Genomic DNA, 26,591 nt, shown 5'->3' on the forward strand with positions numbered 1-26,591 from the left:
GCGGATGAAGTGGCGGCCGCCATGGCACGCTCTGGCGGCGACCATAAAGCGCCTGTCCCGCATAGGCGGGGTTGAGCAGCATGCTATGGATCATCGCCCGGCTCCAGTGGAGCCGCCCAGTCGGACTTGGAATCCCGCTGTCGTGCAGGCGCCGGCAGACCCCGGCCAGCGTCAAGCGCTCGTGCCCGACCCAAATGAAGATCTGGCGCACAATCCGGGCGGCCTCCTCGTCGATCTCGTAGCGTGCATCTCCCCCGCCAGCCTCACGCGTGATGTAGCGGTAGCCGAAGGGCGCCCGGGACAGGACACTGACGGCCCCGGTTTGGGCGCGGTGGCGTTTGCCGCGCCGGCTGCGCTCCAGCACCTTGGCCCTCTCGTACTCGGCGAACATGCCCTGCAGTTGCAGCAGCAAACTGTCCTCGGGCGTGGTTCCGATTGGGCGATTGAGGAAGACCACTTGCGTGCCGGCTTGGGTAAACTCCTCGAGCAGCAGAACTTGATGGGCATAGCTGCGGGCGAGGCGGTCCGGAGACAGGACGTAGACGAGATCGATCGCCGACAGCGCCACGAGATCGCGCAAACGTTCCAGGGCCGGGCGGATCAGGCTGGCGCCGCTGTGGCCATTGTCGATGAATCGCAGATCATCTCGGATGCAATGGCCATCCTGCTCGGCTCGCGCGGCCAACTCCGCCAGCTGGCTGTCGATGGTGTGATGCTCAGCCTGCTGGTCGGAAGAGACGCGGGCGTAGAGGGCGACCTGCACGGTCTGCGGCGCTGAAACGGCTCTCAGGTGCGGAGTTCTCATCGCATGCTCCCTCGGATATGACGGTCTGTGCCCGTGATGGCAGCGAACAGCTGTGCAGGGGCAGAAGGCGCTCGTAAGTGCGTCCCAAGACGTCCCGACTGCCCCGTCTGACCTCGAAGCCGACCTCAAGGCGCAAGGGGTGGCGCCGCTTGCAAAGCTTGGCCATGGCGGTCCTCATCCTTCGCCGGGTTCATCGACCGGCTGAGGCTTTAATGTTGGACCTGTCGAGCGATGGCGTAGAGCCTCGCGGGCGATCGTATGGACAAAGCTGATCGCAAACCTTGCACCATTGTCTAACACGCCACGGTGTGCTTCCGGTGACAGAAAACTCCGACAACAATCCTACCGGCACTGCCAACGCCCACGGGCCCGAGGTCGAGACCCCTTCGAAGCCGGTGGAGCCGCAGGCGCCGCCCGCCCCTCCGGCGGCGCCTGCTCCTATGTCGCGGCCTCGGCCGGCCCTCTATATGCTGGCCTCCCTCCTCCTGTCCCTCACCCAGGGGCTGGGAATGAACCTCGCCGCGGCGAACCTCCCTCAGCTTCAGGGGCCGCTCGGCGCCACCACCAACGAGGTCACATGGCTGATCGCCGCCTATATGGCGCCGAATGTCAGCCTCTCGCTGATCCTCGTGAAGGTCAGAGCCCAGTTCGGCCTCCGCAACTTCGCGGAGCTGAGCATTCTTCTGTTCGTGCTCGTGATGCTGCTGCACATCTTCGTGCGAGACCTGCAATCGGCCCTCATCGTGCGCTTCTTCAGCGGCATCGCGGCAGCACCCATCTCGACGCTCGCCTTTCTCTACATGCTGGAGCCGCTTCCTCCGGCCAAGAAGCTGAGCATCGGCCAGCCTCTCGTGCTCACGAACATTGCGATCGGCGCTCCTCTCGCCCGCCTGATCTCGCCGGATCTTCTGATGGTGGGCGATTGGCACGGCCTGTACCTGTTCGAGATCGCCCTCGCCATGATGGCGTTTGCGGCCGTGTATCTGCTGCCTCTCACGCCACCGCCGCGGGCCAAGGTCATCCACTGGCTCGATGTCGTCAGCTATCTGTTCATCGCCGTCGGCTTTGGCCTCACCGCCATGGTCTTCGCCCTGGGGCGGGTCTACTGGTGGTTCGAGGCGCCCTGGCTCGGCGTCATGCTCGCCGTCGGACTCGCATCGCTCACCTGCGCGATCGTGATCGAGCTCAATCGCGAGACGCCCTTTCTCGATATCCGCTGGCTCACCAGCAAGGAGATCCTGCATCTCGGCGGCACCCTCATGATCTTCCGCCTCCTCATGTCGGAGCAGACCGCTGGTGCCTTCGCATTCTTCCAAGCCCTGGGCTTGCAGAACGACCAGATGGCGACCCTGTCCCTCGTGGTCATCGGTGCCTCTATCGCAGCGGGCCTGGCCTATATCGCCGTCGTCAAGCCCGGCCGGGAGAATGCGGCCCAGATGGTGGCCCTGGGCCTGCTCATGATTGGCGCTCTCATGGATAGCAACGCGACGAGCCTGACCAGGCCCGAGCAGATGTATGCGAGCCAGGCGCTGATCGCCGTAGCCGGCGTCCTGTTCCTGCCTCCCGCCATGGCGGCCGGGCTGACGCTGGCGCTGAAGCGGGGGCCGACCTTCATCCTGAATTTCATCGTCGTCTTCCTGACGACGCAGAGCCTTGGCGGGGTGATCGGGTCGGCGCTTGTCGGCACCTTCATCACTTGGCGCACGAGGTTCCATCTCCAGGCTATGGCCGATCACCTGACCCTGATCGATCCGCTTGTCGCCCAACGTATTACCCAGCTTGCCGCAACCTATGGCCGGGTCATCACCGACCGATCGCTTCTCAACGCGGAAGGCGTGGCGCTCCTTGGCCAGCAGGTCACCCGCGAGGCCACCGTGCTCGCCTACAACGACGCCTTCCTGGCTATCGCCCTCTTCGCCGCCTGCACGATTGCGGTGATGATCCTCCATCTCGCGATCCGCGCGATCCGCAAAAGCATTTCACCCGAACCGCAACTGGCTGCCAGCTAACATCGTCATGACCAAGTACTTCCGTTCCACCGCTACCATCGTTGCTGCGATCATCGGTATCGCCGGTATCGCCGGTGTCGCCCTCGTGCTCTATGCATGGCGGCTGCCGCCCTTCGCCAGTTCCGTCCAGACCACCGACAACGCCTATGTGCGCGGTCAGATCACGGTCGTCTCTCCCCAGCTTGCCGGCTATGTCGCCGAGGTGGCGGTGCAGGATTTTCAGCATGTGAAGGCCGGTCAACTGCTCGTGAAGATCGATGACCGGATCTTCGAACAGAAGCTGCAGCAGGCGAAAGCCACCCTGGCAAGCCAGCAGGCGGCCTTAGCCAATTCCGAGCAGAAGGAGCGCTCGGATCGGGCGCGGATCGAATCGAGCCAGGCGCAGGTCGACAGCGCCAGGGCGGCTCTGAGCGCTGCGGAGGCGAACTGGAACAGGATCGCCCCGCTCCTGGAGCGGGGGGTCGCGACGCAAAGCCAAGCCGATCAAGCCCGTGCCTCCTTCGATCAAGCGACCGCCTCCCTCCATCAGGCCGAGGCTGCCCTGATCGTCTCCCGCCAGGATCTCGCCTCCACGCTCGTCAATCGCCAGTCTCTCGAAGCTGTGGTGCAGGGCGCGCAGGCCGCCGTCCGGCTGGCCGAGATCGACCTGCAGAACACGCGCATCGTGGCGCCCGAGGACGGACGTCTTGGCGAGGTCGGCGCGCGCGTCGGTCAATATGTGTCGGCCGGCACGCAGTTGCTGGCCCTCGTGCCGGAGCGGATCTGGGTCGTCGCCAACTTCAAGGAAACGCAATTGTCGGGCATGAAGGTGGGCCAGCCCGTCACCTTCACGGTCGACGCCCTCGAGCATGCTCAGCTCGCAGGCCGCATCGAGCGCTTCTCGCCGGCCGCCGGTTCCGAGTTCAGCGTGATCAGAACCGACAACGCGACCGGCAACTTCACCAAGGTGGCGCAGCGGGTGCCCGTACGCATCGCCATCGATCCCGGGCAGGCGCTCGCGGACCGCCTGGTGCCCGGCATGTCGGTGGTGGTGAGCGTGGATACGCGGGCGCAGCCCTCGTGAGGCGACTGCATGAAATTGTTGCTTTACCGCAGTCCTCATCCTGAGGGCCGACGGAGGCGGCGTCTCGAAGGATCAGGGCGTCTCCAGTGCTCTCTGGATCCTCCTTCGAGACGGTGCTTCGCACCTCCTCAGGATGAGGTCCGGGGCTTATGAGCCGGACTCTGAGGCAACACCCTGGCCCCCGCACCACCTTTCTCTGTAATCGAGCTCTTTTGAGCTGAACAGTCGGAACAACCCGTTGTCTCTGCCGTTCCGGTGCATCGGCAGAAGGAGCGTCAAGATGCCCGACAAACCCGACACCAAGCACGACCCGACCGCCAGCGGCAGTCCCAAAGCCCATGCGCCCGATCACAAGGGCGGCAATCCGGTTCAGAACGCCGAGCAATGGGGCGGCGGCTCGAAGGGATCGAAGGGCGGGGTTCCTCCCGCCGACAGGCAGAATCCCAATTCCAGCGCCCAGACTTGAAGCCATGCGGTGACGGCACCGCCCTGGACGGCGCGAACGATTGCGAAGGCCAAGGAGGTTCGCCATGAGCGCAACCGGTCTCGATGTCTTTGATAAGACCCTTCAAACCACCCATACCTGGCTCAAGGAAATCATGGAGGAGCTCGGCTCCGACCGGCAGGTTTCCTGGCACGTGCTGGGGGCCGTGCTGAGAACCGTGCGCGACCGCATTCCGGTGGAGCTGGGCGCTCACTTGAGCGCAGAGCTGCCGCTCCTCGTGCGCGGGCTCTACTACGATCAGTGGCGGCCAGCGGCGCCACCGGAACGCTATCGCTCACTCGACGAGTTTCTCGACATTTTGTCTTTCGATCTGAATTCGACGCGCCCCGTCGATCCGCAGGATGCGGCTCGCGGTCTTCAGTGTCCTGTCGCGACACATCCCCGTGGGACAGGTTGAGAAGGTGCGCCATGCTCTGCCGGAGGACATTCGAGCCCTCTGGCCTTCACCCGTTTCGGTCGACGTCGAAATCGAAGTCGACGAGGTGCGCTTCTCGCGCGATGTCTGAAGCGCAATCGTCCCCTCCGGGATGGCAAGCAGGCAGTGTGAAGCTGCCGCCGAGGATCGATGAAACTGGAGCAGCATGCCGTCGAAGAGAGCTACTATCGGGAGTGCGCGCGGCTGCTCGATGCGGTGCATACCTACAGACCGTGGATCGGCCGACCTCCCAATCGCTGGAACAACCGGCATCCCGGAAACGGACGCTTCCCCGGCTTCGGCACCATCCGCATGCATGCACCGAACCACATCCACGTGGCGCTGCGCCAACCCGTGATCCTGAACCGGGTCTGCCGATCGTCGGATGAGGTCTACGACCTCCTGCGCAAGCTCAAGCTGAAGACGCTCAGCCAATAAAGGCCTGCCATGGACTTCATCCTCTCATTCCCGGCCGGAGCACAGCGGAGGGGAAGGGGATCCAGAACGCAGCGCTTGATCGCGGATCCCCTTCCCTCGCTTGCCCCGCCGGGGATGACACTGAACAGACACCTGGCAACGCCCTAATGCCCCCCGCCCCCTGCGGGCGCCGCGCGGGGTTTCTTGATGAAGGGCAAGGCACAGACGAGCCCCAGAAACAGCACGGTCAGGAGCAGGAACACGTCGGCGAAGGACATCACCAGAGCTTCCTTCCTGACCATGTTCGACATGGTCTTGATGGCTGCCGCATTGGCATCCGTGCCGAGTCCCTGGAACCTCATGGTCAGGGCATTGAGGGTCTCCATCGCGGTGGAGCTGTCCCAGGTGACGCTCTCGCGCAGGCGCTGGAGATGCAGGTCGGTCCGGTTGTTCAGGAGCGTGTTGATGACTGCCAGCCCCACCGCGCCACCGAGATTGCGGGTGAGATTGTAAAGGCCTGATGCATTCTTGATCCGGTCCGGCGGCAGCGTTCCGAGGGCGATGTTGTTGATCGGCACCATGCAGATCATGAGGCCGACACCGCGGAGGATCTGCGGCACGAACAACTCCCAGAAATCCCAATCCTTGGTGAGGCCCGTGATCTGCCAGGTCCCGAGGGCGAAGGCACCGAAGCCGATGGCCATCATGAGCCTCGGATCCATCTTGCGCGACAGCATTCCCGCCACCGGCGCCATGAGGAACATGGTGGCGCCGGTCACGAACATGGTCTCGCCGATCTGCAGGGACGAATAGCCCCTCACCCGTGCCAGATAGACCGGGTAGAGATAGGTGAGGCCGTAGAGGCCGATGCCCATGACGAAGCTGAAGGAAGAGCCCGCGAGGAAGTTGCGGTCTGCGAAGGCACGCAGGTCCACGATTGGTTGCTTGGCCTTGAACGCCCGGTAGAAGAAGCCGATCGCCCCGACGGCGCAGACGATGGCCAGGATCAGCACTGCCTTATCCTGGAACCATTCGTTGTTGGGGCCCTCTTCCAGCACGTATTCCAGGCTGCCGAGGAAGGCCGCCATGAAGCCCAATCCCGCCCAGTCGAACGATTTGAAGAGGCTGAAATCCGGCTCGTCGAAATCGACCAGCAGATAGGTCGAGACCGTGACGAAGATGCCCGGCACGATGTTGACGAGGAACAACCAGTGCCAGGAGAAAAGATCTGTCAGGTAACCGCCGAGCGTCGGGCCGATGGTCGGCGCGAGCGTTGCCACAAGGCCGATGATCGGCGAGATCACGGGCCGCTTCTCGGGCGGGAAGATCGTGAAGGCCGAGGCGAAAACGGTCGGGATCATGCCGCCGCCGATGAAGCCCTGCAGTGCACGGTAGACGATCATCTGCTCGATGTTCGTCGCGGTCGCGCACATGACGCTCATAAGCGTGAAACCGCCTGAGGCGATCACGAACATCCAGCGGGTCGAAAGCACGCGCGACAGCGTGCCCGAGAGCGGGATCATGATCACTTCCGCGATCAGATAGCTCGTCTGGACCCAGGAGATTTCCTCGGACGACGCGGAGAGGCCCGCCTGGATCTCGGCAAGCGAGGCCGAGACGATCTGGATGTCCAGGATCGCCATGAACATGCCGAAGACCATGCAGAAGAACGCGAAGGTCCGGCGCCGGTCGAGCGGCATCGGCTTCGCGGCAGGCATGCCTTGAGGCTTTGCTTGAATGGCAGCCGATGCGGCCATGTTTCTTACTCTTTGATGCTGGCCGTCTTTTCAGGCTCGGACGAGGTACGCGTATCGACGTCGACGACCACCGACAGGCCGGGGCGCAGCAGACCCTGCTGGGCCACCTCGGGGCTGACAGTGACGCGCACGGGCACGCGCTGGACGATCTTGGTGAAGTTGCCGGTGGCATTCTCCGGCGGCAGCAGGCTGAACACCGCACCGGCCGCAGGCGAAACGCTCTCCACCGTGCCGACGATGTCGGAATCGGGGAAGGCATCGACCTTCACATGCACCTTCTGACCGGGTTTCAGAGAGACGAGCTGCGTCTCCTTGAAGTTGGCATCCACATGGACGCTGGTCAGCGGGACGAGGGCCGCGAGTCGGGCACCGGGCTGCACATAGGTGCCGACTTCCATGGCCTTGTTGCCGATGACGCCATCGACCGGTGCGCGGATCTCGGTGAAGGAGAGATCGCGTTCAGCCTTCTCGACGAATGTCCGGTACTCGGCGGCAAGTCGCTCGCCCTCGTTCTGCTGAGCGGCCAGAACCTGGACATTCGCTTGAGCGGCGGCCAGCGCCGCCTGGGCGCTTTTGACCTCGGCATTGGCACGGTCACGGGCGGCCTTAGCGTTCTCGAGCGCGGCGCGGCTGGTGTAGTCGGACCGGGCGAGTTGCTGCTGGCGGGCATAGTCGCTCTCGGCCCGTTCGGCCTCGGCCTGCGCGCTGACGATCTGCGCCTCGGCCTGCGCCGCAGAGGCGCGGCTCGACTCGATCTGGCGTCCGATGCGCGTGATAGCGCTCTGCTGGGTCGCAAGCTTGTCCTTGGCGGATTGGAGAGCGAGGCGGTAATCACCGTCGTCGATCTTGGCGATCAGGTCGCCTGCCTTGACACTCTGGTTGTTCGTGATCGCAACGGAGGATACGTAGCCGGAGATCTTGGCCGACAGGATCGTGATGTCGGCCTGCACATAGGCGTCATCGGTCGAAACCATGAAGCGCCCGTCGGTCCACCAGTGGAAGCCCTCATAGCCGCCAAAGGCGAGAACGGCCGCCAGAACGGCGAGGATAACCGGCTTTTTGCCCAGTCCTCTCTTGGACTTTGGCACTGGCGCCTGAGGAGCCGCCTGCACAGGTTGGGACGCCTGGACAGACTGCCCTTCCCTAGCGGTCTCCGGGCGGTCCTTCGCGCCCTGCTCAAACTCGTCCCGGTAAGCCATGTGAACCTCTGCAAGCCAACTTAAAGCCCTTGAGCCGAAAAGGTTCGGGCCTATCGTTGCAGCCTTGATCTCTGTTGAATACCTGCCATATATGAGTTGACCGAACCGTTCGGTCAATAGGCGAAACACGAAAGGTGATAATAGAAGCTATGAGCGCCGTGCATGACCGCACCCACGACCAGAACCTTTCTCCCACCGGGGAGGACTGCACCGAAAGCGCCAAGAGGCGCCAGATTCTGGAGGGTGCCCGCAAGGTCTTCTTGGCGGAGGGCTTCGATGGCGCGAGCATGGGCGAGATCGCCAAAGTCGCGGGCGTTTCCAAGGGTACCCTCTATGTCTACTTCGACAGCAAGGAGAGTCTCTTCGCAGCCCTCACCACAGAAGAGAAACGGGGGCTGGCCGAGGTTCTGTTCAAGCTCGACGCCGACGATCCCGACGTGCGCGGGGTAATGAGGACGTTGGGGCTCAGCTATTTGCGTCGCATGGGCAAGCCCGAGCATATTTCCTCAATCCGGATGGTCATGGGCGCGGCCGAGAAATTTCCTCATCTGGGGCAGGCCTTTTATGAAGCAGGTCCATGCCAGGGTCTTGCCCGTCTGAGCGCCTATTTCGACCATCAGGTCGCAGCGGGACGGCTGTCCATCGAGGATACCAGCGTCGCGGCGCAGCATTTCCTCGACCTTTGTGTCTCAGGCATGCTCCGCCGCCTGCTCTTTTCCGTCGGCGAACCTCCGACTGAAGCTGAGATCCAGAAGAACGTGGAGAACGCACTTCGGGTATTCTTCGCGGCCTATGGTCCGAAAGACCCAGCTAGTGATCCGTCTGCAGGGCCTCGGCTACGCGGGCTTTGAGCACGTCCGGCTGCCGCAGGATCAGGGCGCCGCGCGTGCGCTCGATCAGGCCTTCCTGAGTCAGCATGGTGAATTCCCGGGTGATCTGCTCGCGGCGGCAGCCGATACGGGCTGCCACGATGTGGTGAAACGGCGGCGGCGTGATGACACGCTCCCCCGACCGGTCCTGCCGTGGCGTCGACAGGCGCAGGAGCTCCGAATAGAGCCTGTGCCGGAGGTCGAGGACGGTCTGCTCCATGAAGCGGGCGTTCAGTTCCCGGATGCGGGAGGCCATCAAGCAGAAGAGACGCTCGGCGACGGATTGGTGCGAGAAGAGAAGCTCCTTGAAGACGGAGGCCGGCATCACGCAGGCCTCGCCGCGGGTCAGGGCCGTGACGTTGGCGGAGCGCGGCACACCGTCGAGGGCAGCCAGCTCGCCGAACAGGTCGCCGGGCCTCATCTCGTAGAGGATGACCTCTTTGCCGGAGGCCGTGCGCATGAGGACCCGGACCTCGCCCGAAAGGAGGAAATAGACGTCCGTAGAGGGCTCGTCGAAGTCGACCAGGACCTCCTCGGGATCGAAGCGGCGCCAATTGGCCCGCGCCTCGGAACGCTCAAGGTCGATGTCCAGTCCCTTGAACAGCTTAATCCCGGCGAGCCGCGCCATCGGTCTCCTCCCCCTGAATGCTATCCTTGGCTATAGCACAAATTTTCCATGGCCAGTATGATCATGTCGGCCATCCCTTTCTCAGTCCTCGACGATTTTGTCACTGGCGATTCAGGCTAGGCGGCCGCTGCCAGCTCAGTCAGCGAATCGCATCCTCACCCTCCCCTGAGACGGCCTGGGACCTTGCCAGCGCCGCCATCCCACGCCAAAAGGCGGCATGCTTCACGTCAACGACCTGACCTACCGCATCGGCGACCGGCTGATCCTCGACCACGCCTCCTTCAACCTGCCCACCGGCGCGAAGGTGGGGCTCGTCGGGCGCAACGGTGCGGGCAAGACAACCCTGTTCAAGATCATCCAGGGTGAGCTCGCCACCGAGAGCGGCGGCGTCGCTCTGCCTCGCGGCATGAAGATCGGCGCCGTGGCTCAGGAGGCGCCGGGCGGGCCCGAGTCCCTGATCGACGTTGTGCTCGCCGCCGACAAGGAACGCAGCGCCCTCTTGGCCGAGGCCGAGACGGCCGACGGCATCCGCCGGGCCGAGATCGAAACCAGGCTCACCGATATCGGCGCCCATTCAGCGCCTGCCAGAGCAGCCACGATCCTGCACGGCCTCGGCTTCGATGCCGAGGCGCAGAACCGGCCCTGCTCGGCCTTTTCGGGCGGCTGGCGCATGCGCGTGGCGCTCGCCGCCGTTCTGTTCACCGAACCGGACCTCCTGCTTCTCGACGAGCCGACCAACTATCTCGACCTCGAGGGCACGCTCTGGCTGTACGACTATCTCGGGCGCTACCCGCATACCGTTCTGGTCATCAGCCACGACCGCGAACTCCTCGACGCCTGCGTCAACCACATCCTCCACCTCGACCGGGGCAAGCTCACGATCTATCGCGGGGGCTACACCTCGTTTGCCAAGCAATATGCGGAGAAGCGCGAACTGACCGCCAAGATGGCGGCGAAGCAGGAGGCCGAGCGCAAGCACCTCCAGGCCTTCGTCGACCGCTTCAAGGCCAAGGCTTCGAAGGCCCGGCAGGCTCAGTCCCGCGTCAAGCGGCTGGAGAAGATGGAGGCGATCACGACCATCGTGGAAGACGACGTGCTGCCCTTCAACCTGCCGGGGCCAGAGCGTCCCGCCGCACCGCCGCTGATCACGGTCGAGAGCGGCGCCGTCGGCTACGGCGAGCGGGTCGTGCTCGACCGCCTCAACCTGACGATTGCGCCGGACGACCGGATCGCTCTTCTCGGCTCGAACGGCAACGGCAAGTCCACCTTCTGCAAGCTCATCGGTGGCAGGCTCGAGCCCATGAAGGGCGAGATGCGCACGCCCACCCGAATGGACGTGGCCTATTTCGCCCAGCACCAGCTCGACGAGCTGAATCCCAAGGCGACGGCCTACGACCACGTCGCCGAGCGGATGCCGGACACGCCGATCGCCAGGATCCGCGCCCGCACGGCGCAAATCGGCTTTCCGGGCGCGAAGGCGGACACGCCGGTCTCTGCCCTGTCGGGCGGCGAGAAGGCGCGCCTTTTGATGGGGCTGGCGGCCTTCAGAGGCCCTCACCTCCTCATCCTCGACGAGCCGACGAACCATCTCGACATCGACAGCCGCACGGCCCTGATGGAGGCGATCAACGACTATACGGGCGCGGTCATCCTGGTGAGCCACGACCGCTTCCTGATCGAGGCCTGCGCCGACCGGCTCTGGATCGTCGGCAACGGCAGCGTAAAGCCTTTCGACGGCGACATGGACGATTACCGCCAGCTCGTGCTCTCCGGCGATCTCGATCCGCAGAAGCGCTCCGACAGGCCGCAGGCACCCACCGCCTCCAAGATCGATGAGCGCCGCGCCGCTGCAGAGCGCCGGGTGGCGCTGGCGCCCCTGCGCAAGAAGCTGGAGGCGCTTGAGAGCCGGATGGCAAAACTCACCGACGTGATCGGCAAGGTCGACGCCGCACTCGCCGACGGCACCGCCTTTCAGAAGGATCCGGCCAAGGCCACCGAGCTGTCGAAGATGCGCGCCGAGGCGGCCGCGACCCTGGCTTCCGCAGAGGAAGAATGGCTCATGCTCAGCAGCGAAATCGAGGAAGCGGGCGCTTAGAGTTGTTTCCACTTGCGCGCAGTCACCCCTGCTCCTCGCAGAAAACCAGGAAAGCAGCAGTCACCTCTGACCAAAGAAAGCCATTGTAAGACCGCCCACAAAGGCTATCCGTCGTTATGGATCTCTCACCGTTATAACATTTTTCATCATGAGAGCCGTATATTGGCGTTCTTACCATGGAGAACGAACATGCTTCGTGCGGTATTGGCGACAGCGGTGCTTGCCACCGGTGCAATGTTTGGGGCGCTGCCGGAGGCCCAGGCACAGAGCCTGGTGCCCTGTGCGCGGGAGAACGGGTTCTGCCGCGTCCCCTATCCGACGCGCGTCATCTACGGCATTCCTGGACGGAGCGCGGAAGTCTTCGTCCGAGAAGGCGGCATTCCCTGCTCGAACGGCGCCTTCGGCGATCCGGCTCCGGGCATGCCCAAGCGCTGCGCGTATGTGGCCCGCCGCTATGATCGCGGCGACAGGTGGCGCGACGACGGCCATCGCGGCCCCCCTCCTCCGCGGGGTTATGACCGAGGTTTCAAGGACTACGATGACGGCTATGAACGGCCCGTCCGACGCTACAACGTCTACTGATGCAAGGCACGGGTCGGCGGACACTCAGCAGTGAAATCAACGACGCGAGCGCACCGTTCCGGCCCGTACCCCCTCCTGCCTACTCCCCCAGGGCGCCTGGGTTACCTACTCGGGGCCCACGCAGAATCGGAGCAGGAACGTATTCTCGAAAGAGCCTTATGGGGGAGGCTGACGAATGAGAATCCAGATTTCCGCCTGCACCGACAAAGTCTTTTCGGACGGCCTCTTGCCGATGGCCTATCTGACGGAGAGTTCCGCGCTCGCCGTCAACGACAATACGGTCCGCTGTCAGACCAAAGGAAAAATCCGCCTGCATTGGAAGCGCGTGGCCTGCCTCGCACAAACTGCCGTTAGGTAAATAGAAGGTGCGTGACAGCACATCTGGCTGACCATCCGTGAGGTAGCCTTCTGCTGCCCTTGATGGAGGCTACGATGAATCAGGTCCTGTCCTATTGCACTGTGCGGCTCTTCACGCACGCGCTCGTGCCGCTCGCCCCGCTCACGGCCAGGGCGATCGAACCGGGCAACGACAACGATCCGTTCACTCCGTTCCCGTGCGTGTGGCGATAAGGAGATCGTCCGGTTTCGAGAACCAGGAGCGTGCTCGCCCATGATGGCTGTTGCTTACCTCCTTTGGTCATTTGAACGCCTGCACCCTCGACTGCGACATTCCTCTGTATGGACTGCGCCCGCCCGGAGCTTGGATGGAGAGGACTTTGACCGCTGCTCATGATCTTGAAGAGATCGTCGATCTGTTTGCCATCGGCAGGCCATCCAGGAACCCCGATCTCATGCCGGTGAAGATCGCGACTCTTCCTCTCAAGAAAGCGGTTGCCTTGGTGATCGAAGATTGGTCCGACGACAAATTCAGGCAACTGAGCGCGATCATTCAAAGACGATCGGGTCCGGCCATCCGCAGCCTCGACGACATCAAGCATCTCCACGATTGCGCCATTGCAGGCACCGGATGCTGCGGCAAGCCGGCACGCCGAAGCGATTCCTGACATTCCACATGCTCAATCCATCCGGCCGACAACATTGCTCGCGTCGGGCTTGCTGCCTTTGAGCTATGCGTTGGATCGGCGGTGCCATGCAATCGGTGATGCTCGACTCTTGTTCGGGCTTGAGATCTGCTCCCCATAAAAATCTGGAGGAATAAAAAATCCGCTATGGACGAAGACGACGACATTTCCGAACCTCCTCACTCCAATCCGGCCAACGACAATCTGGCTCGTGCCTTCCGATGGATTGGATTGTTGTGCGGCATTGCCATGCTCGGATGGACGGCCGTCCTACTCAGCTGATCGTCACGGGTGGACGAGTCGACAGGCATCGCCTGCTCTGGCATCGTCTCGCAGCATGATTATATGCCGGCATGACAGCGTCGGATGCATCAATCGACGACATCGTTAACGGAAAACAATCGTGAAGACCGGGTTCATGAGCTACGGGATCCTTGTGCTATCGCTGATCCCGGCCTGCATTGCGGGTGTCCATGGCGGCTGGCCTGCCGCCGCCGTCGCTTGGGTCGCGATCGTGTTCATCGGCGGCGGCCTCTACGGTCTCTTCGCGCAGTTCTTCGGCTGGCCGAAGCTGCGGCTGGATGATCTGCCCGTCATCGATGGCTGGCTGCCGTGACAGCCTGAAGTCCTCTGCAAAAGACACGGATCCCGGCACGGTACCGGGCATCACGCGCTTTGATTACGGCTTCACCACCCGGTCGAGTCTGTTGTTCACGAAGAAGTAGAGCTCGCGGCCGCCGGGTTCGGAATAGAGCACCTGCACTTCGCGCTGTCCCTTGCCGCTCTCCCCGACGAGCACATCCGTCGCGGGCTTGCCCTTCAGGCGCACGAGATCGCATTCCGTGATGCCCGGTTCGATGGCGGTCGCCGTCCCGAATCCCGTTACGGTGCAGCGTCCGTCCGGTCCGAGCGTGGGCCCGTCGATAACGGGACCCAATCGGGCGGACGGCGCAGGAGCCGTTGCCACCGCCGAAGCAGTCGGCGCGCTGCTCGTGCTGGTGCAGGCCGCCAGAACCAGCGCCATGAAAGCGACACCTGAGAGAACCTTTATACGCATCACCGTCAATCCCTGTTATCGGCCGCCCTCGCCTGCAGAGCCTCTTCGAAAAGCCGCTGCACATCGGCCTTGAAGGCCTGCCGTGACGCCTGTCGCGAATAGAACATGTGGCCGCCTTCGTAAACACTCAAAGCCACACGCGTCTGGGGGCCGAGCTCGGGAAGCTGGTTCAAGAGGAGCTGTGAAGCGTAATACGGCGTCACCAGATCGGTGAAGCCGTGGGTGACGAGCACACGCAGCTTGCCGTCGAGGGAGAGGGCTTGCCGCAGTTCATCGAGGTTTTCGGGGCCATTGCGCCCGCCGCCCCAGCGCCATGCGCCGTTGATCGATCCGTTCAGCAGGTTGTAGCGCCCCTCAGCCTTGTAGTTCAGGGTATGCGTCAGGTGATGGATGATCGCGCTCGACAGGGGCGCCGTCATCGCATCGAGCACCGGATCCTCGAAGCGGGAAGATTGGGAGGTCGGATTGGGATCGGCGATGGCCACATTGGTATCGTAGGCACTGACGATCTCGGACGATCCGCGCCGCAACTCTCTTTGAACGGTGCGCATGTCGACGCGCCCGGCAAGACGACGCGTCAGTTCGGGATCGAGCCCGCTCAATTCCGCCACGCGTCGACTGACCCGTTCGACGGCCCGCCTGTCCTGTAGCCCCCGCATGAGATCGACGAGATACTCGCCCGACGCATAAGCCTCCGCCTCCTTGAGCGCATCCCGCGAAACCGGGCCCGTGCGGGAGAGTTTCGCCGCGGCAAGGGACGGAAGGAGCGCCGCGTTGGTCCAGGGCGCTCCTGCGGTTCCCTGCTCGAGCCAATCGAAATCGAACACCGGCGAGACGAGAACCAGACCGCTGAAGCCGACGCCTTGATCGCTCTGCAGCTTCTGCGCCAACAGGGGCCCGCGGAAACCGCCATAGCTCTCGCCGACGAAGAATTTCGGCGAGGTGAGCCGGTTCTTCTCCTTCAGCCAGCGCATGACGAAAGCCGCCAACCCGTCGATATCGCCCTGTACGGAATAGAACCGCTCCCGCACCTGATCGCCGCCGACCACGCGACTGTAGCCCGTGCCGGGCGGGTCGATGAACACGAGATCGGTGAAGTCGAGCCAGGTTTCGACGTTGGGCACGAGGGCCGGCGCAGCCGAGGGGCTGATCGTCGACCCATCCATCGGCAGGAGCCAGGGGCCGACCGCAAGAAGATGAAGATAGGCGGAGGATGCACCCGGACCGCCGTTCACGGCGAACGTCACCGGCCTGGTCACCGGATCCGCATCGTCGCGCGTATAGGCGACAAAGCCGATCTCGGCCTGTGGAGTGCCCTGCTGATCCGTCAGCGCCAGATGACCTGCGGTCGCCGTAAAGGACAGGGTCCGTCCCGGAAGCTGCAGGCTGTGGCGCGTCACCGATTCCGGCGGCAGGGCCTGCGCATCCCTGGCTTCAGGCCGAGGCCGGCGCGCCTCCTGCTGCTGACCTTGAGGTGGCTGTTCCCGATTGCCCGCCTGCTCCTGTGCTCCGGCTCCAAGAGGCATCGCCAGAGACAGGGCAAGAACAGCATACAGAGGAAGGCGCATCGCTCGTTTCATCAGGACATCCTTTTGGCCTTCCTGAAACTGGAGAGCATCCCTCCCGTTGCAAGATTCAAGGCGATGAAGAGTTCGTGTTCAGGTGCCTTGTATCAATCTCAGCCCTCATCCCGAGAGTCTGGGCGGACATTCAGCACCTTCGTCGTCACCGGCCTTGTGCCGGTGATCCCGATCCGAAAAGCGCTGCGCTTCCTATCATCGGGATGGCCGGGATACGCCCGGCCATGACGAGGGAGGCGGCCAACCCATTAGGAAAGGGCTATCGAGCATGTCGTCCCGTGAACGCCATCACGCCTTCCGCTGCCAGCGCCCGCGCTCGTCCTGCTGCCAATAGGTCGCGTCGTGGCCGCCCTCCTTCACCGCGCGCCATTGATCGCGGGCGAAGGCGAGAGCCTGGATGTCGTTGCCGTCGAACAGGATCGCGAGGCGCTCGTAGGCGGCGATGTCCCCCGGCAGATCGGCGCCTTCCAAGAGGAAGCGGATCGAGGCGCCGTTGGCGTTGTCGCCGGATAGGGTGATGAGAATCGGCTGGTCCGCCGCATGGGCCTCGCGGTCCGTGCCGTGCGGCAGGAAGCTTTCATCGGTGAAAGTCCACAGGTGATCGTCGAGTGCGGACATGCGCTCTTCGGTCGTCACTTGCACCACCGCGCGCCAGCCCCGCTCCAGCGTCTTCTGCAGGAGCGTGGGCAGCACGGACTCGAGCGGCTGATGCTGGAGGTGATAGAAAAGGACCTCGGTCATCGATGATCACGATCCCTTGCGGTCGCAAAGGGTTGCACTGCGTGCGAGGTCCTTTTCCGCTCTCATCCTCGAGCCTCGTAATGGTCGCGCACGAGACGGTCGAGAAGGCGCACGCCCCAGCCGGAGCTCCAGCCCTTGTTGATCTCGTTCTGCGGCGAGCCCATGGCGGTGCCCGCGATGTCGAGATGCGCCCATGGCACGTCGTTGACGAAACGCTGAAGCAGCGCCGCGGCCGTGCTCGAGCCGCCGAAACGGCCGGCCGCGTTCTTCATGTCGGCGAACCTGGATTCGATCATCTTGTCGAATTCCGGGCCCAGGGGCATGCGCCACACGCGTTCGCCCGTCGCTTTGCCGGCGGCTGTCAGGCGCTCGGCCAACTCGTCGTTGTTCGAGAAGAGACCCGCGTATTCCTGCGCCAGGGCCACGAGAATCGCGCCGGTCAGGGTCGCGAGATCGATCATGAACTTCGGCTTGAAGCGATCCTGCACGTACCAGAGCACGTCAGCCAGCACGAGGCGTCCTTCGGCATCCGTGTTGATGATCTCGATGGTCTGGCCCGACATGGTGGTGACGATGTCGCCGGGACGCTGGGCATTGCCGTCCGGCATGTTCTCGACGAGGCCGATGGCGCCGACCACGTTGGCCTTGGCCTTGCGACTCGCGAGCGCATGCATGAGGCCGACGACGCAGGCGGCGCCCGCCATGTCGCCCTTCATGTCCTCCATGCCGGCGCCCGGCTTGATGGAGATGCCGCCGGAATCGAACACCACCCCCTTGCCGATGAAGGCGATGGGCTTGTCGTTGGCCTTGCCGCCGTTCCAGCGCATGATGGCAATCCGTCCGCCGCGCGCGGAGCCCTGCGCCACGCCGAGAAGCGCATGCATGCCGAGCTTCTTCATGGCCCTGTCGTCGAGGATTTCGACCTCGACACCGAGCTTGGCGAGAGCCTGGGCGCGAGCGGCGAATTCCTGGGGACCGAGAACATTCGGCGGCTCGTTGACGAGGTCGCGGGCGATGATGACGCCCTGCTGGATGCCCTCGCGGGCCTTGTAGATCTTCCTGACCGCGGCGGGATCCGCCACGCTGAGAACGAGGCGGCCGCCATTCTTGGCGTCGTTGTCGTCCTTCTTGGTCTTGTAGCGGTCGAAGCTGTAGCGGCGCAGCTGGACGCCGATCGCGATGTCGGCGACCGCGTCCGGCGTGACCTCGATCTCGGGCAGATCCAGCACCACCGTCGCGAGCTTGCCGTTCACCTTGCCCGCGATCAGGCCGCCCAGCTGGACGAAATCGACATTGGTCCGATCTTTCTCGCCGCCTACGCCGATCACGAGCAGCCTGTCGACCGAAAGGCTGGAGGGAACGACGATGGACATGGCGGACTTCGCCTTGCCCTTGAAATTCTCGGCCGCCGCCGCCTTGGCGATGAGATCGACGGCTTTCGGGCCCAGCTGCTTGGCAACCGCTGCCGTGGGCTTGAGATTCTCCCCGACGAAGACGATGAGATCGCCGGATTCAACCTTGCCATGGGCCTGGAAGTCGATCTTGAAGCTGTCGGCCATGAAATCCTCTTTGTTGTGATGCACATCGCCGGTCTTCGAGCCGGCTGCGACGCTGATGATTGGGACATATACCATATGGCGGGTTATGGCACGGGGAAGCCGCCGTGAAATCGGCGCAATTCCAGGCTGTTGAAAACAGCCGTCTTGCCTGAGATCAGATGACACGATACCCAGGACTCCACCGCCCGGGGGCGAAGGGCTTTATGACACTTCTCGAACGCTACATCCTGAAAAACACTTTCAATGCCTTCGCCGCATGCCTCGTCGCTCTGACGGGCGTGATCTGGATCACGCAGGCCCTGCGCGAGCTCGACCTGCTGACAGGCAAGGGCCAGACCCTTCTGATCTTCCTCACGGTGACGGGTCTGTCCCTGCCCGCCCTGATCAACGTCATCGCTCCGGTCGCCCTGTTCCTCGCCACCCTCTATACCCTGAACAAGCTGAACGGCGATTCCGAGCTGATCGTCATGAGTGCCGGCGGCATGCCGCCGCAGCGCCTCCTGCGGCCCTTCGTGGCCCTGGCCGCCTTCGTCTGCGCCGTCGTGGCCATCATCTCGGTCTATCTCATGCCCGCGAGCTTCCAGGAGCTGCGCCAGCTGTTCACGAAGATCAGGGCCGATTTCGTGGGCACAATGGCAAAGGAAGGGCAGTTCATCACCCTGGAGAACGGCATCACCTTCCATTACCGGGAGCGCTCGGGAGACGCCCTTCTCGGGATCTTCATGGAAGATCTGCGGGAGAAGGACAAAGCCATCGTCTATCTTGCCGAGCGCGGCCAAACCGTCGAACAGAGCGGAAACGCCTATCTCGTGCTCCAGAAGGGCAGCGTTCAGCGGAAGGAGCCCAACAGCCGCGATTCGTCGATCGTGGCCTTCGAGCGCTACGCGGTCGACCTGTCGGCCTTCAACAAGGAAGGCGGAGAAGTCATCTACAAGCCGCGCGAGCGAAGCACCACCCAGCTCCTGTTCCCTGACAAGAACGAGCTTCTTTACCAGGAGCAGCGGGGGCGCTTCCGGGCCGAGCTGCACGATCGGCTGTCGTCCTGGCTCTACCCGCTTGCCATGATGGTCATCGCCTTTGCCGCCCTTGGTGAAGCCCGGACGACCCGTCAGGGACGCAGTCTCGCCATTGCCAGCGCGGTCGTTGCGATCGTGCTCTTGAGAATTCTCGGCTTTGCTGCATCGAGCGCCGTTGCGCGAACGCCGGCGGCGGTGATTGCGGTCTATGGCGTGCCTCTGGCGGGCATCCTCGTCAGCCTGCTGTTCATCTTCAAGGGACCGGCCATGCGATCCGCACAGGCGAAGTTTCAGGCGGCAATCCGCAATCTGCTTCCGTCGCGCTCCCCCGCACCTCAGAAGGCCTGACCATGCTGATCGGCCGCACCCTCGGGCTCTATTTCTCGCGACAGTTCATCAAGACTATTTTCCTGGTTTTCGCGACTGTCTTCACCCTCGTCTATACCCTGGACTTCGTGGAGCTCATGCGCCGGGCGGGCGACGCGCCTGCCGCAACGCCCGCGGTGATTGCCCAGCTTGCCCTGTTCCGCACACCCGCCATCGCCGAGCAGGTCATGCCGTTCGCCGTGTTGTTCGGCAGCATGGCAGCGCTCCTCCAGCTCAGCCGCAAGCTCGAACTGGTAGTGGCGAGAGCAGCCGGCATTTCCGCATGGCAATTCCTGCAGCCCGGGCTCTTGATCGCCCTCTTGATCGGCGTCGTGTCCGTGACCGTCTACAACCCGGTCTCGGCTGTCCTCAAGCAGCGGGCATCCGTCTTGGAAACGCAGACTTTTTCCCGGGCCGTTCAAACCCGGGAGAAGCCGATTTGGATCCGCCAGAGGAGCCAGGACGGACAGGCCATCTTCCGTGGCGACGGCTCGGCCACCGACACGGCAACCCTTTACGGGGTCACGGTCTATGCCTTCGATCAGGCGGGAACCTTCACCCATCGGGTCGAAGCCAAGGAGGCGACCCTGCATGAGGGCTTCTGGGAGCTGAAGGATGCCCGGATCCTCTCGGCCACCGAGGAGCCCCAGGCCCATGACCGCTACCTGATCGCCTCGAGCCTCCAGCCCTCGCAGGTTCGACAGAGCTTCATCGATCCCGATGCGGTCCCATTCTGGGATCTCAAAGAGACAATCAACCGCATGGAGCAGGCGGACATCAACACCACCACCTACCAGCTGCATTACGACCTGCTTATGGCCCGTCCTCTTTTGTTCATCGCCATGGTTTTCGTGGCCGCATCCGTATCGTTAAGATTCTTTCGATTTGGTGGTGTAGCGATAATGGTTCTGGGTGGCGTCGCGGCCGGGTTCATGCTTTATGTCGCCACGGAGCTTATGGCGGAGCTTGGCGCCTCCGGAATCATCAGTTCCCTTGTTGCGGCCTGGTTCCCGGCTGTAGTAGGCAGTCTGTTAGGGACCTTGGCGTTATTGCACCAAGAGGACGGCTGACCGGCCTCGATAAGAAGGTTTGCGAAGGAGTGGGGATGCGGCGGCTTAAGACAACGATCGCAACGTCTGCGGTCGCAGTGGCGCTATTCGCTGCTGGGTCTATGCCTGCGCTTGCCCAGGCAACCCTGAACGAAGCCATTGGCGCTCGCGCCCAGTCCGGATCGGGCCAGGACCGGCTTCTGGTCGATGCCAAGGAAATCGTCTACGACAACGACAAGAACACGATTGCCGCCTCCGGCGACGTCCAGATGAACTACCAGGGTCGGACGCTCCAGGCTGACCGGGTCACCTACGACCGGAATACCGGTCGGGTCTTCGCCGAAGGCAATGCCCGCCTCACGGATGCCAGCGGCACCGTCGCCACGGGCGATCGATTCGAGCTGACGGACGACTTCAAAAACGGTTTCATCGATTCCTTGAGGGTGGTTCAAACCACCGTCGAGCAGGGCCGTCCCCTCACGACCCGTTTCTCGGCCCCGCGCGCCGAGCGCGCCGAGGGCGAGACGACGGTTTTCGAGCGCGGCACCTATACGGCCTGCGAACCCTGCAAGGACAATCCCGAACGGCCCCCGCTCTGGCAGGTCAAGGCCGCGAAGATCATCCACAACAACAGCGAACGGACGATCTATTACGAGGATGCAACCCTCGAGCTCCTCGGCATTCCGGTCGCCTACCTGCCCTATTTCTGGACCCCCGATCCGACGGTCAAGCGTAAGACGGGCTTCCTGTCGCCGCGTTATGTCTATTCCACCTCGCTCGGCTACGGCGCCACCGTCCCGTTCTTCTGGGCGATCGCACCGAACTACGACCTGACGATCAGCCCGACTTTCTTGAGCCGGCAGGGCATTCTGGGTCAGGCCGAGTGGCGCCATCGGCTTGAGAACGGCGTCTACAACGTCCGCGTGGCTGGCATCTCGCAGCAGGAGCCCGATGCCTTCCTCCAGCCGCCCTACGGGGCTGGAAATCGCGACTTCCGCGGCTCGCTCGAGACGACCGGCCTTTTCTACATCAATCAGAACTGGCGTTGGGGCTGGGACATAGCACTGCTCTCGGACAAGTGGTTCCTGTCGAACTACAAGATCCGCAGCGAGAGCCTCAGCGCGTACTATATCAAGGAATCGATCTCGACCCTGTATCTCCAGGGACAGGGCGATCGCTCCTTCTTCGACGTGCGGGGCTATTACTTCCAGACCCTGTCCAGCAACGAGTGGCAGAAGCAGCAGCCGATCGTCGCTCCAGTCCTGGATTACAACAAGCGCTTCACCCCCCCGACCATCGGCGGCGAGTTCGCCCTCGACGTGAACGTGACCAGCCTCTCGCGCCAGGCCGCCCAATTCGATCCGCTATCAGTCGCCAACACCACCTATTACGGCGTGGCCCAGACCTGCGTGATCTTCGATCCCGCATCCTGCCTCGTCCGCGGCATCAGCGGCTCGACCTCACGGGCATCGGTCACCGCGTCCTGGCGCCGTGAGTTCGTCGACCCGATCGGTCAGGTCTGGACGCCTTTCGCCTATGTCAGGGCCGACCAGTTCTGGATTTCCCCGGATTTCAACGGGTACCAGAACGCGCAGCTCGGCAACTTCATCGACACGGACGACGATTATCTCTTCCGCGCCATGCCGGCCGTCGGTGTCGAATACCGCTATCCCTTCATCGCGAGCCTCGGGACCTCCGGCAAGCAGATCCTCGAGCCGATCGCGCAGGTGATCGCCCGCCCGAACGAAACCGGGATCGGCAGTCTCCCCAACGAGGATGCCCAGAGCCTGGTGTTCGACGACACCTCCCTGTTCGATTGGGACAAGTTCTCCGGCTATGATCGGGCCGAAGGCGGCGTCCGCGCCAATCTCGGCGTCCAGTACACCGTGACGGGTGCCGACGATTTCTACGCCAACGTGCTGTTCGGTCAGTCTTATCAGATCGCTGGGCGCAACTCGTTCCGGCAGGGCGATCTCGCCAATGTGGGGCTGGATTCGGGGCTTGACTCGCGGGCTTCCGACTATGTCGGCCGCTTCCAGATCTCCCCGAATGCGAACTTCGCCCTCGTGACCCGTGCGCGATTCGACCAGGAGAACTTCGACGTCAATCGGATCGAAGCCGGGTTCCGGGCGAATTTCAATCCGTACCTGCCGGTGTCGACCTCGCTGACCTATGCAAACTATGCTGCTCAGCCCGCCATCGGGTTCCCGATGCGCCGCGAGGGCCTGCTCGGCTCGGCCCGGTGGGACATCTCGCCGAACTGGTACGTGACCGGCTCGGTTCTCCTCGATCTCGACCGCTATCTCCTGGCGCGCGAAACCTATCTCACCCAGCTCGCGACCAATCCCGATGCGGTCTACGACCGCGAAAATGCCCTCTATTTGAGCGGCATGTCCCTTGGCCTGGGCTATATGGACGAGTGCACGACCTTCTCGATCAGCTACAGCGTGACCCCGCGCGAGGTGGTGCGGAACTCGGGTGAGAAGAACCAGAACCACACCATCGCGTTCAGCCTCGAGTTCCGGTCTCTGGGCGAAGTGGGCTATAGTCAGAACCTGAACGGCACTGACGATGAATGATGGGGCAGCGGCCCGGTGTCAGGTTTAAACCAACGCCCTCTCCTGCTTACCCAAGGTGATCCGGCAGGGATCGGGCCAGAACTCAGCCTGAGAGCTTGGCTCGAGCGGGATCGAGCCTCCCTGCCGCCTTTTGCCGTCATCGGCGATCCCGACCATTTCGCCCGGGTCGCCGACACATTCGGATGGACGATTCCCATCGCGCCTGTCGAGCCGCAGCAAATCCAATCCGCCTTTTCAAGCACGCTTCCCGTTATTCCGCTGAGCGTCTCGGTTTCCGCCGAGCCGGGGACGCATGATGCGGCCAATGCTCCGTCCGTCATCGAAGCCATCGAGACGGCGGTACGGCTCGTCCGAGCGGGCTCAGCGGCCGCTGTCGTGACAAATCCCATCGCCAAGCATGTGCTCTATAAGGCCGGCTTCCGGCACCCGGGGCATACGGAGTTTCTCGCGGCTCTCGCTGCGAAAGGCAGCGAGGAAACCTATTATCCGGTGATGATGCTATGGAGCGAGCAGCTCGCCGTGGTTCCCGTCACGGTCCACATCCCCCTCTCGGACGTGCCCTCCGCCCTGACCACGGACCTGATCGTCCTCACCGGGCGGATCGTCGCTCGGGAGCTGCGGGAGCGGTTCGGCATCGCCAATCCACGGCTCGCCCTCGCAGGCCTTAACCCTCATGCCGGCGAAAACGGCGCGATGGGAACGGAGGACGAGACGATCATCGTCCCGGCCATCGATATCCTGCGCGCCGAGGGTATTCAGGTGGCAGGTCCCCTGCCGGCGGACACCATGTTCCATGCCCATGCCCGGAGCCGCTACGATGCGGCCCTTGCCATGTATCACGATCAGGCCCTGATCCCGATCAAGACCATTGCCTTCGACGAGGCGGTGAACGTCACTCTCGGGCTTTCTTTCGTGCGGACGTCGCCCGACCATGGCACGGCCTTCGACATCGCGGGCAAGGGCATCGCCCGCCCCGACAGTCTCATGGCGGCCCTGAAGCTCGCCGCCCGCCTGGGGCGCCCATGAGCCAGATCGATGACCTTCCCCCCTTGCGCGAGGTGGTGCGCACACATGGGCTGATGGCCAAGAAGTCGCTCGGCCAGAACTTCCTGTTCGACCTCAATCTCACCAGCCGCATTGCCCGCTCCGCGGGACCTCTCGAAGACGCGACGGTCATCGAAGTCGGCCCCGGACCGGGCGGCCTGACCCGCGCGATCCTCGCGGCCGGTGCGAGAAAAACGATCGCCATCGAGCGCGATTCCCGCTGCCTGCCCGCGCTTGCCGAGATCGCCGAGCGCTACCCGGGCCGACTGGAGGTTGTCGAAGCCGATGCCTTGGAGTTCGACCCGCGTCCTTTGGTCGGCGATGGGCTCGTCCGCATCATCGCGAATTTGCCCTACAATGTCGGTACCGCCCTACTGACCGGCTGGCTCACCGGCGAGGCTTGGCCGCCCTGGTGGGCTTCGCTCACCGTCATGTTCCAGCGCGAGGTGGCCGAACGCATCGTAGCGGACGAGAGCGATCCGAAGAACTATGGCAGGCTCGGCGTTCTCTGCGGCTGGCGGACGGAGGCGCGCATCCTCTTCGACGTGCCGCCTTCCGCCTTCGTGCCGCCGCCGAAGATCACCTCGAGCGTGGTCCACCTGACTCCACGCGCCAGCCCGCTGCCCTGCCGCATCGGCGCCCTGGAAGCCGTGACCCGCGCGGCCTTCGGACAGCGCCGCAAGATGCTGCGCCAAAGCCTGAAATCCATCGCTCCGGATCCTGCCCCGATCATCAGTGCGGCGGGGCTCGAGGAAACGACCCGCGCCGAGAACATCCCGGTGGAAGGCTATGTGGCGCTCGCCAATGCCTATGATGAGATGAGAAAGCAGCTGGGCTGAGATTGGCGCCTGTCGCTCGTCCTCTCGCAGTCTCCGCCTATATGGAGCTGCTGGACCGGCGCGGTCGGCCCCTCTTCATGAGACCTTAACCGCGCCTCTTCCAATATCGGACGTTATATGTGCGGCCTTCAGCGGCTGCGAGAGGAGAAAGCGGGCATGTCGCAGCCGCGCAAGACAATCGGACTTCTGTTCGGGGGACGCTCTGCGGAGCATGAGGTCTCGAAGCTGTCGGCGGCCAATGTCCTGCGGGCGCTCGATCCGGACCGTTACGACATCGTCCCCATCGGCATCGGCCGGGACGGACGCTGGCTCCTCTGCGACAGCGGCAATGGCGGCGGAAGAGGCGCTCAGTCCCTGGAGATCCCCGACGGAGCCCCGCAAGTGACCTTGCTTCCCGGCGGCGCCGGCGAGACGATCGTTCTGAACGGAAGCGCAGCATCGCGTTCCCTGCGCCTCGATGCGGTCGTTCCGGTGCTCCACGGACCGAACGGCGAGGACGGCACGGTCCAGGGCTTTCTCGAACTCGCCAATGTTCCCTATGTCGGCTCCGGCGTGATGGGCTCCGCCGCCGGGATGGACAAGGACATCGCCAAGCGCCTGTTGCGCGACAGCGGCCTGCCGGTGGTTCCGTTCCTGACGCTGACGCTGCGCACCCGCATCGACTACCGGTCGGCCGCGGACGCGCTCGGCACGCCCGATCTCTTTGTCAAGCCGGCCAATATGGGCTCGTCCGTCGGTGTGTCCCGCGCCTCGTCCGCGGAGGAGTTCGACAAGGCCTGCGAGCGTGCCTTCCGTTATGACCGAAAGGTGCTCGTGGAGCGCAGCGTCACGGGCGCTCGCGAGATCGAATGCTCGGTGCTGGAGGATGCCGCTGGCGAGGTGCGCGCATCACCACTGGGCGAGATCGTGCCCGCCGGCAATCACGGCTTCTACAGCTATGACGCCAAGTACATCGACGCGGACGGCGCGCTCCTGCGCATCCCGGCGGACCTCTCGCCAACTCAGGCGCGCCGCATCCAGGAGCTTGCCGTCGAGACGTTCAAGGTTCTGGCGTGCGAGGCCCTGGCCCGTGTCGACTTCTTCCTGGATCCAAAGAATGACGACGGGCTCTTCGTCAATGAGGTGAATACCCTGCCGGGTTTCACGGCGATCAGCATGTATCCCAAGCTCTGGGAGGCCGGTGGCCTGCCTCAGAACGAGTTGATGGAAGTGTTGATCGGGCATGCCATCGCCCGTCACGAGCGCCGGAATTCGCTGGCTCTCGTCTTAGCTTGAGTTTAGCCATTTCTGACGGGTGATGTGAGAGCGAGGGGCGGCGAAGCGAACGATGCGGTAGACTGGCAGAGTTTCCGCCAAGAGACGCCGCCATGCTGCACCTGCCCGCCCGCTTCGCCG

The 26,591-nt window shown here is 63.5% G+C and carries 25 protein-coding genes and 1 pseudogene; 18 read left to right on the forward strand and 8 right to left on the reverse strand.

Annotated features, from left to right (window positions below):
- On the reverse strand, positions 1-805 hold an 805-nt coding region (locus FS320_RS18125), incomplete at its 3' end, for a recombinase family protein (RefSeq protein WP_152713228.1).
- Between the two features lie 440 nt (positions 806-1,245).
- Here FS320_RS18125 and FS320_RS18130 point away from each other — a divergent pair.
- From FS320_RS18130 to FS320_RS18150, 5 genes and pseudogenes are all read left to right on the forward strand, one after another.
- A complete protein-coding gene (locus tag FS320_RS18130) occupies positions 1,246-2,814 on the forward strand; it encodes an MFS transporter (RefSeq protein WP_152713250.1) in 1,569 nt (522 codons plus the stop codon).
- A 7-nt stretch (positions 2,815-2,821) separates the two neighbouring features.
- Positions 2,822-3,877: an HlyD family secretion protein gene (locus FS320_RS18135; RefSeq protein WP_152713229.1), complete on the forward strand. Its 1,056-nt coding sequence runs from the start codon at positions 2,822-2,824 to the stop codon at positions 3,875-3,877.
- Positions 3,878-4,157: 280 nt separating this feature from the next.
- A complete protein-coding gene (locus tag FS320_RS18140) occupies positions 4,158-4,343 on the forward strand; it encodes a hypothetical protein (protein WP_152713230.1) in 186 nt (61 codons plus the stop codon).
- Positions 4,344-4,407: 64 nt separating this feature from the next.
- Positions 4,408-4,888 (forward strand): annotated as a pseudogene (locus tag FS320_RS18145) (DUF2267 domain-containing protein).
- 59 nt (positions 4,889-4,947) lie between these two features.
- Entirely contained in the window at positions 4,948-5,235 is a 288-nt protein-coding gene (locus FS320_RS18150; RefSeq protein WP_152713231.1) for a hypothetical protein, read from the forward strand.
- Positions 5,236-5,378: 143 nt separating this feature from the next.
- Here FS320_RS18150 and FS320_RS18155 read toward each other — a convergent pair whose 3' ends face one another.
- On the reverse strand, positions 5,379-6,971 hold the full coding sequence (locus FS320_RS18155) for a DHA2 family efflux MFS transporter permease subunit (RefSeq protein ID WP_152713232.1): 1,593 nt from the start codon (positions 6,969-6,971) through the stop codon (positions 5,379-5,381).
- Between the two features lie 5 nt (positions 6,972-6,976).
- Entirely contained in the window at positions 6,977-8,170 is a 1,194-nt protein-coding gene (locus FS320_RS18160; RefSeq protein WP_152713233.1) for an HlyD family secretion protein, read from the reverse strand.
- Between the two features lie 149 nt (positions 8,171-8,319).
- Here FS320_RS18160 and FS320_RS18165 point away from each other — a divergent pair, with 149 nt between their 5' ends.
- Complete coding sequence (locus FS320_RS18165) at positions 8,320-9,021, forward strand: TetR/AcrR family transcriptional regulator (protein ID WP_152713234.1); 702 nt, start codon at positions 8,320-8,322, stop codon at positions 9,019-9,021.
- Here the strand turns inward: FS320_RS18165 and FS320_RS18170 are convergent.
- The gene (locus FS320_RS18170; RefSeq protein ID WP_152713235.1) at positions 8,981-9,667 is read right to left on the reverse strand and encodes a Crp/Fnr family transcriptional regulator; all 687 of its coding nucleotides are present in this window, start codon (positions 9,665-9,667) and stop codon (positions 8,981-8,983) included. The two genes, FS320_RS18165 and FS320_RS18170, sit on opposite strands and share 41 nt — an antisense overlap.
- Before the next feature lie 217 nt (positions 9,668-9,884).
- Here FS320_RS18170 and FS320_RS18175 point away from each other — a divergent pair, with 217 nt between their 5' ends.
- From FS320_RS18175 to FS320_RS18195, 6 genes are all read left to right on the forward strand, one after another.
- Positions 9,885-11,762, forward strand: a complete 1,878-nt coding sequence (locus FS320_RS18175; RefSeq protein WP_152713236.1) for an ABC-F family ATP-binding cassette domain-containing protein — start codon at positions 9,885-9,887, stop codon at positions 11,760-11,762.
- Between the two features lie 189 nt (positions 11,763-11,951).
- On the forward strand, positions 11,952-12,344 hold the full coding sequence (locus FS320_RS18180) for a hypothetical protein (protein ID WP_152713237.1): 393 nt from the start codon (positions 11,952-11,954) through the stop codon (positions 12,342-12,344).
- A gap of 175 nt (positions 12,345-12,519) precedes the next feature.
- Positions 12,520-12,702: a hypothetical protein gene (locus FS320_RS18185; protein WP_152713238.1), complete on the forward strand. Its 183-nt coding sequence runs from the start codon at positions 12,520-12,522 to the stop codon at positions 12,700-12,702.
- Positions 12,703-12,776: 74 nt separating this feature from the next.
- Positions 12,777-12,914, forward strand: coding sequence for a hypothetical protein (locus FS320_RS45210; RefSeq protein ID WP_153885315.1), 138 nt, complete (start codon positions 12,777-12,779; stop codon positions 12,912-12,914).
- 146 nt (positions 12,915-13,060) lie between these two features.
- Positions 13,061-13,348 (forward strand): hypothetical protein, encoded by a 288-nt coding sequence (locus FS320_RS18190; RefSeq protein WP_244627209.1) that lies wholly within the window; start codon positions 13,061-13,063, stop codon positions 13,346-13,348.
- Positions 13,349-13,769: 421 nt separating this feature from the next.
- Positions 13,770-13,982 (forward strand): hypothetical protein, encoded by a 213-nt coding sequence (locus tag FS320_RS18195; protein ID WP_152713240.1) that lies wholly within the window; start codon positions 13,770-13,772, stop codon positions 13,980-13,982.
- 63 nt (positions 13,983-14,045) lie between these two features.
- On the opposite strand, the gene FS320_RS18200 is transcribed toward FS320_RS18195, so the two are convergent.
- The 4 genes from FS320_RS18200 to FS320_RS18215 all read right to left on the reverse strand — a co-directional run bounded on the left by FS320_RS18200 (position 14,046) and on the right by FS320_RS18215 (position 18,303).
- Positions 14,046-14,423, reverse strand: a complete 378-nt coding sequence (locus FS320_RS18200; protein ID WP_152713241.1) for a hypothetical protein — start codon at positions 14,421-14,423, stop codon at positions 14,046-14,048.
- A 5-nt stretch (positions 14,424-14,428) separates the two neighbouring features.
- Positions 14,429-16,003 (reverse strand): S10 family peptidase, encoded by a 1,575-nt coding sequence (locus tag FS320_RS18205; RefSeq protein ID WP_152713242.1) that lies wholly within the window; start codon positions 16,001-16,003, stop codon positions 14,429-14,431.
- Between the two features lie 288 nt (positions 16,004-16,291).
- Positions 16,292-16,744, reverse strand: coding sequence for a DNA polymerase III subunit chi (locus tag FS320_RS18210; RefSeq protein ID WP_152713243.1), 453 nt, complete (start codon positions 16,742-16,744; stop codon positions 16,292-16,294).
- A 62-nt stretch (positions 16,745-16,806) separates the two neighbouring features.
- Positions 16,807-18,303, reverse strand: coding sequence for a leucyl aminopeptidase (locus FS320_RS18215; protein WP_152713244.1), 1,497 nt, complete (start codon positions 18,301-18,303; stop codon positions 16,807-16,809).
- A 203-nt stretch (positions 18,304-18,506) separates the two neighbouring features.
- On the opposite strand from FS320_RS18215, the gene lptF reads away from it, so the two are divergent.
- From lptF to FS320_RS18245, 6 genes are all read left to right on the forward strand, one after another.
- A complete protein-coding gene (gene lptF / locus FS320_RS18220) occupies positions 18,507-19,667 on the forward strand; it encodes an LPS export ABC transporter permease LptF (RefSeq protein ID WP_152713245.1) in 1,161 nt (386 codons plus the stop codon).
- A 2-nt stretch (positions 19,668-19,669) separates the two neighbouring features.
- The gene (gene lptG, locus FS320_RS18225; protein ID WP_152713246.1) at positions 19,670-20,755 is read left to right on the forward strand and encodes an LPS export ABC transporter permease LptG; all 1,086 of its coding nucleotides are present in this window, start codon (positions 19,670-19,672) and stop codon (positions 20,753-20,755) included.
- A 35-nt stretch (positions 20,756-20,790) separates the two neighbouring features.
- A complete protein-coding gene (locus FS320_RS18230; RefSeq protein ID WP_152713247.1) occupies positions 20,791-23,313 on the forward strand; it encodes an LPS-assembly protein LptD in 2,523 nt (840 codons plus the stop codon).
- A gap of 15 nt (positions 23,314-23,328) precedes the next feature.
- Entirely contained in the window at positions 23,329-24,339 is a 1,011-nt protein-coding gene (gene pdxA / locus FS320_RS18235; RefSeq protein WP_162003073.1) for a 4-hydroxythreonine-4-phosphate dehydrogenase PdxA, read from the forward strand.
- Complete coding sequence (gene rsmA, locus FS320_RS18240) at positions 24,336-25,196, forward strand: 16S rRNA (adenine(1518)-N(6)/adenine(1519)-N(6))-dimethyltransferase RsmA (RefSeq protein WP_152713248.1); 861 nt, start codon at positions 24,336-24,338, stop codon at positions 25,194-25,196. The genes pdxA and rsmA overlap by 4 nt, the downstream gene beginning before the upstream one ends.
- 156 nt (positions 25,197-25,352) lie before the next feature.
- Positions 25,353-26,471 carry a D-alanine--D-alanine ligase family protein gene (locus tag FS320_RS18245; protein WP_152713249.1) on the forward strand — a complete coding sequence of 373 codons (1,119 nt, stop codon included), beginning with the start codon at positions 25,353-25,355 and terminating at the stop codon, positions 26,469-26,471.
- The last annotated feature ends 120 nt before the right edge of the window (positions 26,472-26,591 follow it).

Source organism: Microvirga tunisiensis (genome assembly GCF_009296175.1).
In the GTDB taxonomy this organism is placed as follows: Bacteria; Pseudomonadota; Alphaproteobacteria; order Rhizobiales; family Beijerinckiaceae; genus Microvirga; species Microvirga tunisiensis.

Excerpts from the sequence above, each read along its gene's own strand:
- FS320_RS18180 (WP_152713237.1), top strand. The coding sequence starts at position 11,952 with ATGCTTCGTGCGGTATTGGCGACAGCGGTGCTTGCCACCGGTGCAATG.
- FS320_RS18170 (WP_152713235.1), bottom strand. The coding sequence starts at position 9,667 with ATGGCGCGGCTCGCCGGGATTAAGCTGTTCAAGGGACTGGACATCGAC.
- lptF (WP_152713245.1), top strand. The coding sequence starts at position 18,507 with ATGACACTTCTCGAACGCTACATCCTGAAAAACACTTTCAATGCCTTC.
- FS320_RS18215 (WP_152713244.1), bottom strand. The coding sequence starts at position 18,303 with ATGGCCGACAGCTTCAAGATCGACTTCCAGGCCCATGGCAAGGTTGAA.
- FS320_RS18135 (WP_152713229.1), top strand. The coding sequence starts at position 2,822 with ATGACCAAGTACTTCCGTTCCACCGCTACCATCGTTGCTGCGATCATC.
- FS320_RS18245 (WP_152713249.1), top strand. The coding sequence starts at position 25,353 with ATGTCGCAGCCGCGCAAGACAATCGGACTTCTGTTCGGGGGACGCTCT.
- FS320_RS18200 (WP_152713241.1), bottom strand. The coding sequence starts at position 14,423 with ATGCGTATAAAGGTTCTCTCAGGTGTCGCTTTCATGGCGCTGGTTCTG.
- FS320_RS45210 (WP_153885315.1), top strand. The coding sequence starts at position 12,777 with ATGAATCAGGTCCTGTCCTATTGCACTGTGCGGCTCTTCACGCACGCG.
- lptG (WP_152713246.1), top strand. The coding sequence starts at position 19,670 with ATGCTGATCGGCCGCACCCTCGGGCTCTATTTCTCGCGACAGTTCATC.
- FS320_RS18205 (WP_152713242.1), bottom strand. The coding sequence starts at position 16,003 with ATGAAACGAGCGATGCGCCTTCCTCTGTATGCTGTTCTTGCCCTGTCT.
- FS320_RS18155 (WP_152713232.1), bottom strand. The coding sequence starts at position 6,971 with ATGGCCGCATCGGCTGCCATTCAAGCAAAGCCTCAAGGCATGCCTGCC.
- FS320_RS18185 (WP_152713238.1), top strand. The coding sequence starts at position 12,520 with ATGAGAATCCAGATTTCCGCCTGCACCGACAAAGTCTTTTCGGACGGC.
- FS320_RS18230 (WP_152713247.1), top strand. The coding sequence starts at position 20,791 with ATGCGGCGGCTTAAGACAACGATCGCAACGTCTGCGGTCGCAGTGGCG.
- FS320_RS18210 (WP_152713243.1), bottom strand. The coding sequence starts at position 16,744 with ATGACCGAGGTCCTTTTCTATCACCTCCAGCATCAGCCGCTCGAGTCC.
- FS320_RS18140 (WP_152713230.1), top strand. The coding sequence starts at position 4,158 with ATGCCCGACAAACCCGACACCAAGCACGACCCGACCGCCAGCGGCAGT.
- FS320_RS18150 (WP_152713231.1), top strand. The coding sequence starts at position 4,948 with ATGAAACTGGAGCAGCATGCCGTCGAAGAGAGCTACTATCGGGAGTGC.
- FS320_RS18175 (WP_152713236.1), top strand. The coding sequence starts at position 9,885 with ATGCTTCACGTCAACGACCTGACCTACCGCATCGGCGACCGGCTGATC.
- rsmA (WP_152713248.1), top strand. The coding sequence starts at position 24,336 with ATGAGCCAGATCGATGACCTTCCCCCCTTGCGCGAGGTGGTGCGCACA.
- FS320_RS18160 (WP_152713233.1), bottom strand. The coding sequence starts at position 8,170 with ATGGCTTACCGGGACGAGTTTGAGCAGGGCGCGAAGGACCGCCCGGAG.
- FS320_RS18130 (WP_152713250.1), top strand. The coding sequence starts at position 1,246 with ATGTCGCGGCCTCGGCCGGCCCTCTATATGCTGGCCTCCCTCCTCCTG.
- FS320_RS18165 (WP_152713234.1), top strand. The coding sequence starts at position 8,320 with ATGAGCGCCGTGCATGACCGCACCCACGACCAGAACCTTTCTCCCACC.